Raw genomic sequence first — 11,156 nt, forward strand, 5'->3', positions numbered from 1 at the left:
AATGGGACAAAAAGTTAACCCTATAGGCATACGCCTTGGAATTATTAAAGATTGGAATTCTAAATGGTTTGCTGGTAAAAGATATGCTGAGTTTTTAATTCAGGATATTAACTTACGTGCTGAACTTAAGAAGAAGCTTATGGCTGCTGCTGTAAGTAAAATTCTAATCGAGCGTCCAGCTAATAATGCTGTAGTTACAATTCAAACTGCACGTCCTGGTGTTATCATTGGTAAGAAAGGCGGCGGTATTGAAACTTTGCGTAATGAAATTTCTGGAAAATTAGGTGTACCTGTACATTTAAACATCGAAGAAATTAAAAAACCTGAGCTGGATTCTACCTTGGTAGCAGAAAGTATCGCACAACAGTTGGAACAACGTGTTATGTTCCGTCGTGCAATGAAACGTGCTGTTACTTCTGCACTTAAAGCTGGTGCAAAAGGTATTAAGATTTGCGTGAGTGGAAGACTGGGTGGTGCTGAAATCGCTCGTAGTGAATGGTATCGCGAAGGTCGTGTCCCATTACACACATTCAGAGCTGATATTGATTACGGTACAGCAGAGTCTAAAACTACCTACGGTATTATTGGTGTAAAAGTCTGGATCTTTAAGGGCGAAGTTATCCCTCAAAAGAAAAGATCTGCTGACAACGCCTAGTGATTGAGGATTAAGAATCATGTTACAACCAAAGCGTACAAAACACCGCAAGCAAATGAAAGGCCGTAACAGAGGTTTGGCCTTACGTGGTAGCAATATAAGTTTTGGTGAGTTCGGTATGAAGGCCCTGGAAAGAGGCCGTCTTACTGCTCGTCAAATCGAAGCTGCACGTCGTGCAATGACTCGTCATATTAAGCGTGGTGGTAAAATTTGGATTAGAGTATTCCCTGACAAACCTATTACTCAAAAGCCTTTAGAAGTTCGTCAAGGTAAAGGTAAAGGTAGCGTAGAATATTGGGTTGCTCAAATACAACCTGGTAAGGTTCTATTTGAAATGGAAGGTGTATCTAGAGAGCTTGCGATGGAAGCTTTTGATCTAGCTAAAGCAAAACTTCCTTTCAAAGTTATGTTTGAAGAAAGGAAGGTGATGTAATGAAAACTGTTCAAGAGTTACGTAATTTGTCAGTTGAAGAATTGAATGATGAATTGCTCTCATTACGTAAAGAACAATTAAATTTACGAATGAAAAAAGCAAGTGGTTCACTGGATAAAACTCACCTTATTACTGTGGTGCGTAAGTCAGTAGCCAAAGTTAAAACAATTTTGACTGAAAAGGCAGGTAAGTAATATGTCTACTAATGAATCAAACGCCAGAACAATGGTTGGAAAAGTAGTTAGCGACAAAATGGATAAAACTATAGTTGTGATGATTGAGCGTTCAGTAAAACATCCTAAGTATGGCAAAATTATGAAGCGTAGATCCAAAGTACATGCTCACGACGAAAATCAAGTATGTAAAATTGGTAATACTGTGAAGATCCGTGAGTCAAGACCACTCTCTAAAACAAAAAGCTGGGTATTAGTTGAAGTAATTTCTTAATCAACTTCGTTGATATACTTTTAAAACCCTAAAAGGCCTGATATAATCAGCAACCTTTTTCTGGTCTAAATCAGAGCTGGAGTAATAAAATGATCCAAATGCAGACTGTGCTCGATGTTGCTGATAACAGCGGAGCACGTAAGGTAATGTGTATTAAGGTACTTGGTGGATCGCACAGACGCTATGCGCGTGTTGGTGATGTAATCAAAGTGAGTGTTAAAGACGCAATACCTAGAAGTAAAGTAAAAAAAGGTGCTGTAATGAAGGCTGTTGTTGTTAGAACAGCTCAAGGTGTTCGCAGAGATGATGGTTCGTTGATCCGTTTTGATGGCAACGCTGCAGTACTTTTAAACAACCAAAACGAGCCAATCGGTACTCGTATATTTGGCCCCGTTACTCGCGAGCTACGAGAGAGATTTATGAAAATAATATCTCTGGCTGCAGAAGTTTTGTGAGAAGGATTAGATATGAAACGTATTAAGACAGGCGACATAGTTATTATAATCGCCGGTAAAAGTAAAGGTCATGTAGGTAAAGTCCTACGAGTTGCAGAAGATCGTGTTGTTGTCGAAGGCGGAAACATGGTTATGAAACATGTTAAAGCTAACCCACAAAAACCCGAAAACAAAGGCGGTATTGTGGCTATTGAAGCTGCACTTCATGTATCAAATGTTGCTCATTATAATCCTAACACTAAGAAAGCTGATAAAGTTGGCTTCAAGTTTATTGAAAGCAACGGTGTCAGTTCTAAGGTTAGATACTTTAAATCTGACAATGAAATAATTGACCGTGTTTAATTAGGGGATTGAAATGACAAGACTTAATGATTTTTATCAAAAAGAAATCATCCCTATGATGATGAATCGGTTTAATTATTCCAGTGTTATGGAAGTTCCAAAGCTAGTTAAAATCACCTTAAATATGGGTGTTGGCGAAGCTGTTGGTGATAAAAAAGTAATGAACCACGCAATCGAAGACATGACTTTAATTGCTGGACAAAAGCCTGTTGTTACTAAAGCTAGAAAATCTATAGCTGGTTTCAAAATCAGAGAAGGTTGGCCGATCGGATGCAAAGTTACGCTTCGTCGTCAACGCATGTTTGAGTTCTTAGATCGATTGGTTTCTATAACTCTACCTCGTGTAAGAGATTTTCGTGGCCTAAATCCTAAGTCTTTTGATGGTACTGGTAACTACAGTATGGGTTTACATGAGCAAATCGTATTCCCTGAAATTGATTACGATAAAACAGATGGCATTCGTGGGCTAGATATTTGTATCACCACAACTGCTAAAACAAACGAAGAAGCTAAAGCTTTATTAGAAGCGTTTAATCTTCCATTGAAAGATAGAGATAAAAAATAGAAGGGTGATATTGTGGCTAAGAAATCAATGCTTATGCGAGAGTTAAAACGTGCCAAGCTTGTAAACAAATACAGCCAGCGCAGAAACGAATTGAAAATCCTGATCAAATCATCCGATGATTTTCAGGTGATTATGGATAGTCAGGCTAAATTAGCGAAATTACCTGTTAATTCTAACCCTGTTCGCCATAAAAAAAGATGTCAATCATGTGGTCGTCCACATGGGGTATATCGTAAATTCGGTCTTTGCAGAATTTGTTTAAGACAGCAATTAATGGTTGGCAACGTACCAGGCGGCAGAAAGTCCAGTTGGTAAATTTTTTGGAGAACGATTGTGAGTATGCATGATCCTGTTGCTGATATGCTGACCAGAATTAGAAATGGTCAACAGGCTAGACATCAGCAAGTAACATTAACTTCTTCTCGATTGAAAGAAGAAATTGCTCGTGTTTTGAAAGAAGAAGGTTATATTCAAGATTTCTTTGTAGAAGCACTAGAGAACAATCTTAAAATAATGACGATTAAACTGAAGTATTACCATGGTAAGCCAGTTATTGAACTTATTAAAAGAATTAGTAGACCTGGATTACGAGTTTATAAATCTTATAAAGATCTAACTTCGATTCCTGGATTTGGCGTGGCAATATTATCCACATCTAAAGGCATAATGACTCATGTATCTGCGAAGCTGAAAGGCGTTGGTGGCGAAGTCATTTGTGAAGTGGCTTAATACTTGAGGGGAATGATATGTCTAGAGTAGCAAAAGCCCCTGTAGCACAACCAGCTGGTGTTGAAGTAACAATTACTGCTGGTGAGATTACGGTAAAAGGGCCAAAAGGTTCATTGACACAAAAGATTAATAAGTTAGTAAAAATTACTAAAAATGCAGATAACCTTATTGAGTTTGCACCAGCAGCGAATGATTCTAAAGCTTGGGCACAAGCAGGTACTGCTAGAGCCTTAGTAAGCAATATGGTTCATGGTGTTACACAAGGTTTTGTGATAACTCTAGAATTAGTTGGTGTAGGTTATAGAGCGCAAGCTAAAGATAAGACTGTTAGTTTATCTCTAGGTTTTTCTCACCCAGTAGAGTATGAATTGCCTAAAGGTGTTTCAGCTGAGACTCCTAGTAATACAGTTATTGTACTTAAAGGTGTTGATAAGCAAATTCTAGGACAGGCTGCTTCTGAAATTAGAGCATTTAGACCACCAGAGCCTTATAAAGGTAAAGGTGTTAAGTATGCTGGTGAGCAAATTGCTCGTAAAGAAGCGAAGAAGAAATAGGGTCTAAGTTATGAATAAGCACAATTCACGCGCAAGACGTGGTTTAAAAGCAAAAGCCCTGATTCGTAAGTCAGGCAGAGCACGTTTAGTTGTACATAGAAGCGGTGTGCATATCTATTCTCAAATTATCCAAGCAGATAAGCAAGGAGATAGAGTGTTGGCATCTTGTTCAACTGTTGATAAAGAATTGAGAGCCAGTTTGACCGGCAAATGCAAAGTAGAGCAAGCGAACTTAGTAGGTAAGTTACTTGGCAAGCGTGCTAGTGAAAAAGGTGTTACTCAGGTTGCATTTGATCGTGCTGGTTACAAGTATCATGGCAGAGTGAAAGCCCTTGCAGAAGGTGCTCGCGAAGCTGGGTTAGATTTTTAAGGAACGATTATGGCATTCGAAGAATCACCAAAATCAGATGGTTATACAGAGAAGCTAGTCGCGGTAAACCGTACAGCGAAAGTTGTTAAAGGTGGACGTGTATTTGGCTTTGCAGTTCTCGTTGTTGTTGGCGACGGAAAAGGTAGAGTAGGCTTTGGCCGTGGTAAGGCTCGTGAAGTTCCTATTGCAATTCAAAAGGCAATGGAACAAGCTAAGAAAAACATGGTTTATATTCCACTTTCTGGTTCAACTATTTTCCACGAAATTACCTGGAGCTATGGTGCTTCTAAAGTATTCATGAAGCCAGCTAGCGAAGGTACCGGGATTATTGCTGGTGGCGCAATGCGTGCAGTGCTGGAAGTTCTCGGCGTACAAAACATATTAGCGAAGAGCATTGGTTCTACCAATCCAAGCAATATCGTACGTGCAACAATCGGTGCTTTAATGAACATCGGTACTCCAGATTATGTTGCGGCCAAGCGTGGTAAAACTGTTGAAGAAGTTATGGCGGGCTAATTATGGAAAAGAAACTTAAAATTACTTTGGTTAAAAGTACCATTGGTAGAAAACCAAAGCATATTTCGATTGTAAAGCAATTGGGTTTAGGTAAAACAAACTCATGTGTGTTTCATAATGATACTCCAGCAATTCGTGGCCTTATTAATATGGTCGATTACTTATTGCTCGTTGAGGAGAGTGTGTAATGAATTTAAATTCACTATCACCAGATCCAGGCTCTCGACGTCCTAAAAAACGTCTAGGCCGTGGTATTGGATCAGGACTAGGTAAAACTAGTGGTAAAGGTCATAAAGGTCAAAAGGCTAGAGCAGGCGGATTCCATAAGATTAATTTTGAAGGCGGTCAAATGCCAATTCAAAGACGTTTGCCAAAAATGGGCTTTAAATCTCGTGTTGGTAGAACAGTTGATCAAGTGTGTTTAAGTGAACTTGAAAAGTTAACAGTTGACGTAATTGACTTAGATGTCTTACGTAAAGAAAGACTGATTAACGGTTCAATTAAAGATGTAAAGGTTATTTTATCCGGTGAATTAACTAAAGCCATCAAACTGAAAGGTTTAAGGGTCACTAAAGGCGCTCGTTCAGCCATTGAAGGTCTAGGTGGCAGCATAGAAGAGTGACTATGAAAAACCAAAAACATAATGGTAGCCAATCTCGTGGTGGATTGGCTGAACTAAAATCAAGACTGATGTTTGTTATTCTTGGAATATTAGTTTATCGTTTAGGAGCCCACATTCCAGTTCCTGGTTTGGATCCGGCCCGTTTAGCTAATTTCTTTAATGAACAACAAAATACAATCTTTGGCTTGTTTAATATGTTTTCTGGTGGCGCTTTATCGCGTGTTACCGTATTTGCTATCGGTATTATGCCGTATATTTCTGCTTCCATTATTATCCAGCTTTTTACTGTTGTTTCACCCAAACTGGAACAATTAAAGAAAGAAGGCGAGTCTGGGCGTAGAAAGATAAATCAGTACACACGATATTTAACTTTGGTACTGTCTATATTTCAGTCCTTAGGTATGGCGCGGTGGTTAGCAGGACAGCAAATTGCATTGCAACCTGATGCTTCATTCTATTTTACAGCCGTAGTTACATTGGTCACGGGTACCATGTTTTTAATGTGGTTAGGTGAGCAGATAACTGAGAAGGGTGTTGGTAATGGCATTTCTCTGATTATTTTCTCAGGGATTGTTTCAAGTATGCCAACGGCAATTGCTTCAGTTCTTCAACAAGTAAAAGAAGGACAGATGCAAGCCCTCACTCTAATTGTTGTTGCTGTAATTGTAGTGGTAGTTACAGGCTTTGTAGTGTTTATGGAGCGAGCTCAAAGACGAATTAGAGTTAACTATGCACAAAGGACGCAGGGTAGAAAGGTATATGCCGCTCAAACTAGCCATTTACCTTTAAAAATTAATATGTCTGGTGTAATTCCTCCTATTTTTGCATCCAGTATCATATTACTACCAGCAACACTAGCTCAGTTCTTTTCCCATACTAAAGGTTTGGGATGGTTATCTGATGTTGGAATGGCTTTATCACCTGGCCAGCCTTTGTACTTAATTGTTTATGCAATTGCTATTTTGTTTTTTGCGTTCTTTTATGCAGCTCTTGTTTTTAACCCCAAAGATACTGCAGAAAACTTAAAGAAATCTGGTGCTTATATCCCAGGAATTAGACCCGGTGAGCAAACAACTAAATACATCGATGCAGTGATGACCCGTTTGACCTTAATCGGTGCTATATATTTAGTTTTAGTGTGTTTGTTGCCTCAGATTTTAATGTATACGTGGCATGTCCCTTTTTATTTTGGAGGAACTTCGTTGCTGATTATTGTAGTTGTTATTATGGATTTTGTAGCCCAAGTACAAGCCCATTTAATGACTCAGCAATACGATTCTTTAATGAAAAAGGCTAATTTTAAAGGTACTAAGTTACCTGGTCTACTATGATTTTTATCGGAGTTAAGAATGAAAGTAAGAGCATCTGTAAAGCGAATTTGTCGCAATTGCAAAATTATTAAAAGAAGTGGCATTATACGAGTAATTTGTAAAGATGCCCGACATAAGCAAAAGCAGGGTTAAGATCTGCTTGATTTATTTTTATAAAAATAGTATTCTTCTGTCCCTTTCGACAGAACAAAATAACGTTCGGAGAAGTTAATGGCTCGTATTGCAGGAGTAAACATACCTGATCACAAGCATGTTGTGATTGCTTTAACAGCTATATATGGTATCGGTAAAACTACATCCTTAAAATTATGTTCCACAGTAGGTATCGAACCTTCAACTAAAGTTTCACAGTTGTCAGATGCTCAGTTGGAGTCTTTGAGAACTGAAATCGCGAAAATTACTGTAGAAGGTGATTTGCGCCGTGTTGTGACAATGAACATTAAGCGCCTTATGGATCTTGGATGTTATCGCGGGTTAAGACACAGAAGAGGCTTGCCCTTGCGAGGACAACGTACGAAAACTAATGCTCGTACTCGTAAAGGTCGCAGAAAAGGCACTACTAATTGATTTTTCATGTAGGAAAGAAAGATGGCAATAACTAAGTCAAAGCAACAGAAAGTACGTAAAAAGGCAAAGCGTGTCGTATCTGACGGCATCGTTCACATCCACGCGTCTTTTAACAATACAATTGTTACCTTTACTGATCGACAAGGTAATGCATTAAGTTGGGCAACAGCCGGTGGTTCTGGCTTTAGAGGCTCAAGAAAAAGTACACCTTATGCTGCAAAAGTTGCAACTGAGCGTGCTGCCGCTGCTGCAAAAGAATATGGTATAAAATCTGTGGCTGTATTTGTACGTGGCCCTGGTCCTGGTAGAGAATCCACGATTCGTGAAATTATAGATCAGGACATTAAAATCGTTGAAATAACCGATGTTACTGGTATCCCTCATAACGGGTGTAAGCCACCTAAAAAACGTCGTGTGTAAGACTTTAGGAGTAATTTAATGGCTAGATATCTTGGTCCAAAATGTAAATTATCACGTCGTGAAGGCTGTGATTTATTACTGAAAAGTGGCGTTCGTGATCATAAGTCCAAATGTAAATCTGAAAAATTACCAGGACAGCACGGTGATAAGAAGCCACGTTTAAGTGGTTATGGAATTCAGCTTAGAGAAAAGCAAAAAATTAGAAGACTGTATGGTGTTCTTGAGAAGCAATTCCGTGGTTATTATAAAATGGCTGCGCGCATGAAAGGGTCAACGGGCGAAAATCTGATGTCTCTGCTTGAACGACGTCTGGATAACGTTGTTTATCGCATGGGTTTTGCGACCACACGTGCTGAAGCAAGACAATTAGTTGCGCATAAAGCGATATTGGTTAATGACCAAGTTGTTAACGTACCGTCATTTTTAGTTAAGTCTGGAGATGTGGTTACTGTTCGCCAAAAGGCAAAAGGTCAAGCACGTATTCAAGCGGCTTTAGCTCTGTCTGAACAAAGAGCTCCTTGCGATTGGATTACTGTAGATTCTGCTGCGTTTAAAGGTACTTTCGCTACAGCACCAACGTTAACTGACTTATCTTCAGACTACAACGTAAACCTTGTTGTAGAACTTTACTCTAAGTAAGCTCGGAGAAATAGCTGAATGTATACTGAAATCAATGAAATGCTGACACCTAATGTTCTTAAGGTTCAGGCTGAATCGCCTTATAAAGCTAAAATAGTTTTAGAGCCTTTGGAGCGTGGCTTTGGTCATACCCTCGGCAATGCTTTGAGACGTATATTACTATCATCTATGCCTGGAAGCGCGATCACTGAAGCTTCAATAGAAGGTGTTCTTCATGAATACAGCACTATTGAGGGTGTTCAGGAAGATGTTGTTGATTTACTGCTTAACCTAAAATTGGTTGCAATTAAATTAACAATAGGTGAAGAGGCTATAGTAACTCTTAATAAGCAAGGCCCCTGCCAAGTTACTGCAGGTGATATTCAACTGTCTCATGGTGTTGAAGTTGTGAACCCTGAGCTTGTCATTGCTAATTTGAACGAAAAAGGCAAATTAAACATGACATTGAAAGTTGAAAGAGGAATTGGATTCCATAGTACGGATTCCTTCATTAAACATTTTGATGATGAAGTGGAAAGAAAATCTGTTGGTAAACTTAAAATTGACAATAGTTTCTCACCTGTTAAAAAAGTTGCTTACTACGTTGATAGTGCGCGTGTTGAAAACCGTACTGACTTAGATAAGCTAACTATTGAATTAGAAACTAATGGTACAATTGATGCTGAAGAATCGATTCGTATTTCCGCAAGCATCCTTCAGAGACAACTTCATGCATTTGTTGATATGAAGTTTGAAGAGTCTCGCTCTGATAATAAAGAACGCAATGATTTTGATCCAATTCTATTACGTTCTGTAGATGATTTAGAGTTAACTGTTCGTTCTGCTAACTGTTTAAAAGCAGAAAATATTCATTATATTGGCGATTTGGTACAACGTACTGAAAATGAATTATTAAAGACTCCTAATCTAGGTAAGAAATCTTTAACTGAAATTAAGGACGTTTTAGCTTCACGTTCATTATCGCTGGGTATGAAACTTGAGAATTGGCCGCCAGCAAGTCTTGGCGAGTAATGTTTAGGAGTTTTTGTTATGCGTCATCGTAATTCTGGCCGTAATTTTGGCCGCACAAGTAGTCATCGTAAGGCGATGTTCTCAAATATGTGTAATTCTTTAATTGAGCATGAGTTAATTAAAACGACTCTGCCTAAAGCTAAAGACTTAAGACGTTATATTGAGCCATTAATTACTGTAAGTAAAGTTGATTCAGTGGCTACACGTCGTCATGCGTTTGATATTTTAAGATCAAAATCGGCGGTAGGTAAATTATTCACTGACTTAGGTCCTCGTTTTGAAAAGCGTCCTGGTGGTTATGTTCGCATTATCAAATGTGGATTTAGAGATGGTGATAACGCACCAATGGCAATTGTTGAACTGTTAGACAGACCAGTTGCTGAGTAATTATTGAAATATCATTTATTGATATTTTATAAAAAACCCGCTTTTTAGCGGGTTTTTTATTTGAGTAGATTTAAGTATTTCTGAATTCTACATGCGCTGGTTTACCTGATGTCCATGCTTTATGAACGTCTTCAATTTTCATAATATCGGGTTTGCGCTTTGGCACCTTCCTGCGAAGAACCCCCTTATTTCATAATCTGCAACCTTCTTATTGTTTACCAGTGATAAAATCGCAGCGGCAGCATGACGTTGATCTTTGTCATCGTCTTTAGCATCACAAATCGCTTGTGCCTGGTGCTCTTCGGCCTTCCCCATAAAGTAATTTATTTTGTGAACACAGCTGGCAACCAAGTGATCACTGATTTTTAAATAACGTTGGTGAGCGTAGCACATGAGATATAATCTGGATAAATTCTTTTGTTTCATAGCGCGTAAGCCGTAACATGTGATGTACACCGCTAACTCCGCATAATGCATGATATTTTGCTCTGAAATCCCCAGTTCTTTAATAACTTCGATGGATCTTTGATAGATCGCAGATAAAAATTGATGATTTTTTACAGAGGCATTTATCTCGGCAGTGGTAAAATCCTTTTGATCTTTTTTTATAGTCGTCAATTGATAAAATAGATCATCCTTTTCCAGAAAATTGGCCAACAGTTCCCTGAACGGTTTATCTATTAGAGTGTATATCTTATTACTTAATCTATTTTTTTCTTTGTTCAAGGCTTGAGAAACCACTTCTTGCAATGTGGTATAGGATGGCCTAACGATTTTATGCTGATGGAAAATAAGTTTTAATAACATACCAGGTATCTTGCCTGATTCCTTGGAACGTGAAACTAAAAAAATATTGCGAGATCCTAAAGAAACCAACTTGTAAAATGTAATTGATTTTTTTTGGGATGTCGTCAAAAGTATTGAGGTACTCTTTATCTTCCTCATCTAACTCAAATACAAAAGGCCTATCATATAGGCCTTAACACTTATATAAAAAAAAGAAAAATGAGGGTGGCTAATATTTCAACGGCAGTTACTGTTAGCAGTGGTATAAAAGCGCGGATAAATGGCGCAGGTTACCCCCAATCCTTCAAGCCCCATCCTTGGGTGATA

The 11,156-nt window shown here is 38.5% G+C and carries 22 protein-coding genes; 21 read left to right on the top strand and 1 reads right to left on the bottom strand.

Annotated elements, in window-relative coordinates; translation table 11 throughout:
* Nucleotide 1 precedes the first annotated feature (1 nt).
* The 21 genes from rpsC to rplQ all read left to right on the top strand — a co-directional run bounded on the left by rpsC (nucleotide 2) and on the right by rplQ (nucleotide 10,043).
* A complete protein-coding gene (rpsC, locus tag ACQY7T_RS00130) occupies nucleotides 2–655 on the top strand; it encodes a 30S ribosomal protein S3 (protein ID WP_428410716.1) in 654 nt (217 codons plus the stop codon).
* Nucleotides 656–674: 19 nt separating this feature from the next.
* Entirely contained in the window at nucleotides 675–1,088 is a 414-nt protein-coding gene (gene rplP / locus ACQY7T_RS00135; RefSeq protein ID WP_058533009.1) for a 50S ribosomal protein L16, read from the top strand.
* On the top strand, nucleotides 1,088–1,282 hold the full coding sequence (gene rpmC / locus ACQY7T_RS00140; RefSeq protein WP_428410717.1) for a 50S ribosomal protein L29: 195 nt from the start codon (nucleotides 1,088–1,090) through the stop codon (nucleotides 1,280–1,282). The genes rplP and rpmC overlap by 1 nt, the downstream gene beginning before the upstream one ends.
* Nucleotide 1,283: 1 nt before the next feature.
* Complete coding sequence (gene rpsQ / locus ACQY7T_RS00145) at nucleotides 1,284–1,535, top strand: 30S ribosomal protein S17 (protein WP_428410718.1); 252 nt, start codon at nucleotides 1,284–1,286, stop codon at nucleotides 1,533–1,535.
* A gap of 89 nt (nucleotides 1,536–1,624) precedes the next feature.
* Nucleotides 1,625–1,990: a 50S ribosomal protein L14 gene (gene rplN / locus ACQY7T_RS00150; protein ID WP_347573600.1), complete on the top strand. Its 366-nt coding sequence runs from the start codon at nucleotides 1,625–1,627 to the stop codon at nucleotides 1,988–1,990.
* 12 nt (nucleotides 1,991–2,002) lie between these two features.
* A complete protein-coding gene (gene rplX, locus ACQY7T_RS00155) occupies nucleotides 2,003–2,332 on the top strand; it encodes a 50S ribosomal protein L24 (RefSeq protein WP_428410719.1) in 330 nt (109 codons plus the stop codon).
* Between the two features lie 13 nt (nucleotides 2,333–2,345).
* Nucleotides 2,346–2,897, top strand: coding sequence for a 50S ribosomal protein L5 (rplE, locus tag ACQY7T_RS00160; RefSeq protein WP_428410720.1), 552 nt, complete (start codon nucleotides 2,346–2,348; stop codon nucleotides 2,895–2,897).
* Nucleotides 2,898–2,909: 12 nt separating this feature from the next.
* Complete coding sequence (rpsN, locus tag ACQY7T_RS00165; RefSeq protein ID WP_058533015.1) at nucleotides 2,910–3,212, top strand: 30S ribosomal protein S14; 303 nt, start codon at nucleotides 2,910–2,912, stop codon at nucleotides 3,210–3,212.
* A gap of 24 nt (nucleotides 3,213–3,236) precedes the next feature.
* Entirely contained in the window at nucleotides 3,237–3,626 is a 390-nt protein-coding gene (gene rpsH, locus ACQY7T_RS00170; protein WP_428410730.1) for a 30S ribosomal protein S8, read from the top strand.
* 17 nt (nucleotides 3,627–3,643) lie between these two features.
* On the top strand, nucleotides 3,644–4,180 hold the full coding sequence (gene rplF, locus ACQY7T_RS00175) for a 50S ribosomal protein L6 (RefSeq protein ID WP_428410721.1): 537 nt from the start codon (nucleotides 3,644–3,646) through the stop codon (nucleotides 4,178–4,180).
* Nucleotides 4,181–4,190: 10 nt separating this feature from the next.
* A complete protein-coding gene (gene rplR / locus ACQY7T_RS00180) occupies nucleotides 4,191–4,550 on the top strand; it encodes a 50S ribosomal protein L18 (RefSeq protein ID WP_428410722.1) in 360 nt (119 codons plus the stop codon).
* A gap of 9 nt (nucleotides 4,551–4,559) precedes the next feature.
* The gene (gene rpsE, locus ACQY7T_RS00185; protein WP_058533019.1) at nucleotides 4,560–5,066 is read left to right on the top strand and encodes a 30S ribosomal protein S5; all 507 of its coding nucleotides are present in this window, start codon (nucleotides 4,560–4,562) and stop codon (nucleotides 5,064–5,066) included.
* Between the two features lie 2 nt (nucleotides 5,067–5,068).
* Nucleotides 5,069–5,254, top strand: a complete 186-nt coding sequence (gene rpmD, locus ACQY7T_RS00190) for a 50S ribosomal protein L30 (protein WP_058533020.1) — start codon at nucleotides 5,069–5,071, stop codon at nucleotides 5,252–5,254.
* Complete coding sequence (rplO, locus tag ACQY7T_RS00195; protein ID WP_428410723.1) at nucleotides 5,254–5,688, top strand: 50S ribosomal protein L15; 435 nt, start codon at nucleotides 5,254–5,256, stop codon at nucleotides 5,686–5,688. The genes rpmD and rplO overlap by 1 nt, the downstream gene beginning before the upstream one ends.
* 2 nt (nucleotides 5,689–5,690) lie before the next feature.
* Nucleotides 5,691–7,019 carry a preprotein translocase subunit SecY gene (gene secY, locus ACQY7T_RS00200; protein ID WP_428410724.1) on the top strand — a complete coding sequence of 443 codons (1,329 nt, stop codon included), beginning with the start codon at nucleotides 5,691–5,693 and terminating at the stop codon, nucleotides 7,017–7,019.
* Between the two features lie 18 nt (nucleotides 7,020–7,037).
* The gene (gene rpmJ / locus ACQY7T_RS00205) at nucleotides 7,038–7,151 is read left to right on the top strand and encodes a 50S ribosomal protein L36 (protein WP_078061441.1); all 114 of its coding nucleotides are present in this window, start codon (nucleotides 7,038–7,040) and stop codon (nucleotides 7,149–7,151) included.
* 78 nt (nucleotides 7,152–7,229) lie between these two features.
* On the top strand, nucleotides 7,230–7,586 hold the full coding sequence (gene rpsM / locus ACQY7T_RS00210; protein WP_058533023.1) for a 30S ribosomal protein S13: 357 nt from the start codon (nucleotides 7,230–7,232) through the stop codon (nucleotides 7,584–7,586).
* Nucleotides 7,587–7,607: 21 nt separating this feature from the next.
* Nucleotides 7,608–8,006 (top strand): 30S ribosomal protein S11, encoded by a 399-nt coding sequence (gene rpsK / locus ACQY7T_RS00215; RefSeq protein WP_058533024.1) that lies wholly within the window; start codon nucleotides 7,608–7,610, stop codon nucleotides 8,004–8,006.
* Between the two features lie 18 nt (nucleotides 8,007–8,024).
* Nucleotides 8,025–8,645 (top strand): 30S ribosomal protein S4, encoded by a 621-nt coding sequence (gene rpsD, locus ACQY7T_RS00220; RefSeq protein WP_428410725.1) that lies wholly within the window; start codon nucleotides 8,025–8,027, stop codon nucleotides 8,643–8,645.
* A gap of 18 nt (nucleotides 8,646–8,663) precedes the next feature.
* Nucleotides 8,664–9,656, top strand: a complete 993-nt coding sequence (locus tag ACQY7T_RS00225) for a DNA-directed RNA polymerase subunit alpha (protein WP_428410726.1) — start codon at nucleotides 8,664–8,666, stop codon at nucleotides 9,654–9,656.
* Nucleotides 9,657–9,674: 18 nt separating this feature from the next.
* A complete protein-coding gene (rplQ, locus tag ACQY7T_RS00230) occupies nucleotides 9,675–10,043 on the top strand; it encodes a 50S ribosomal protein L17 (RefSeq protein WP_428410727.1) in 369 nt (122 codons plus the stop codon).
* Nucleotides 10,044–10,181: 138 nt separating this feature from the next.
* Here the strand turns inward: rplQ and ACQY7T_RS00235 are convergent, their stop codons facing one another.
* Complete coding sequence (locus ACQY7T_RS00235) at nucleotides 10,182–10,850, bottom strand: hypothetical protein (protein ID WP_428410728.1); 669 nt, start codon at nucleotides 10,848–10,850, stop codon at nucleotides 10,182–10,184.
* Nucleotides 10,851–11,156: the final 306 nt, after the last annotated feature.

The organism is Legionella sp. (assembly GCF_965140895.1).
Taxonomy (GTDB): Bacteria; Pseudomonadota; Gammaproteobacteria; order Legionellales; family Legionellaceae; genus Legionella.

Excerpts from the sequence above, each read along its gene's own strand:
- rpsC (WP_428410716.1), top strand. The coding sequence starts at position 2 with ATGGGACAAAAAGTTAACCCTATAGGCATACGCCTTGGAATTATTAAA.
- rplP (WP_058533009.1), top strand. The coding sequence starts at position 675 with ATGTTACAACCAAAGCGTACAAAACACCGCAAGCAAATGAAAGGCCGT.
- rpmC (WP_428410717.1), top strand. The coding sequence starts at position 1,088 with ATGAAAACTGTTCAAGAGTTACGTAATTTGTCAGTTGAAGAATTGAAT.
- rpsQ (WP_428410718.1), top strand. The coding sequence starts at position 1,284 with ATGTCTACTAATGAATCAAACGCCAGAACAATGGTTGGAAAAGTAGTT.
- rplN (WP_347573600.1), top strand. The coding sequence starts at position 1,625 with ATGATCCAAATGCAGACTGTGCTCGATGTTGCTGATAACAGCGGAGCA.
- rplX (WP_428410719.1), top strand. The coding sequence starts at position 2,003 with ATGAAACGTATTAAGACAGGCGACATAGTTATTATAATCGCCGGTAAA.
- rplE (WP_428410720.1), top strand. The coding sequence starts at position 2,346 with ATGACAAGACTTAATGATTTTTATCAAAAAGAAATCATCCCTATGATG.
- rpsH (WP_428410730.1), top strand. The coding sequence starts at position 3,237 with ATGCATGATCCTGTTGCTGATATGCTGACCAGAATTAGAAATGGTCAA.
- rplF (WP_428410721.1), top strand. The coding sequence starts at position 3,644 with ATGTCTAGAGTAGCAAAAGCCCCTGTAGCACAACCAGCTGGTGTTGAA.
- rplR (WP_428410722.1), top strand. The coding sequence starts at position 4,191 with ATGAATAAGCACAATTCACGCGCAAGACGTGGTTTAAAAGCAAAAGCC.
- rpsE (WP_058533019.1), top strand. The coding sequence starts at position 4,560 with ATGGCATTCGAAGAATCACCAAAATCAGATGGTTATACAGAGAAGCTA.
- rpmD (WP_058533020.1), top strand. The coding sequence starts at position 5,069 with ATGGAAAAGAAACTTAAAATTACTTTGGTTAAAAGTACCATTGGTAGA.
- rplO (WP_428410723.1), top strand. The coding sequence starts at position 5,254 with ATGAATTTAAATTCACTATCACCAGATCCAGGCTCTCGACGTCCTAAA.
- secY (WP_428410724.1), top strand. The coding sequence starts at position 5,691 with ATGAAAAACCAAAAACATAATGGTAGCCAATCTCGTGGTGGATTGGCT.
- rpmJ (WP_078061441.1), top strand. The coding sequence starts at position 7,038 with ATGAAAGTAAGAGCATCTGTAAAGCGAATTTGTCGCAATTGCAAAATT.
- rpsM (WP_058533023.1), top strand. The coding sequence starts at position 7,230 with ATGGCTCGTATTGCAGGAGTAAACATACCTGATCACAAGCATGTTGTG.
- rpsK (WP_058533024.1), top strand. The coding sequence starts at position 7,608 with ATGGCAATAACTAAGTCAAAGCAACAGAAAGTACGTAAAAAGGCAAAG.
- rpsD (WP_428410725.1), top strand. The coding sequence starts at position 8,025 with ATGGCTAGATATCTTGGTCCAAAATGTAAATTATCACGTCGTGAAGGC.
- ACQY7T_RS00225 (WP_428410726.1), top strand. The coding sequence starts at position 8,664 with ATGTATACTGAAATCAATGAAATGCTGACACCTAATGTTCTTAAGGTT.
- rplQ (WP_428410727.1), top strand. The coding sequence starts at position 9,675 with ATGCGTCATCGTAATTCTGGCCGTAATTTTGGCCGCACAAGTAGTCAT.
- ACQY7T_RS00235 (WP_428410728.1), bottom strand. The coding sequence starts at position 10,850 with ATGTTATTAAAACTTATTTTCCATCAGCATAAAATCGTTAGGCCATCC.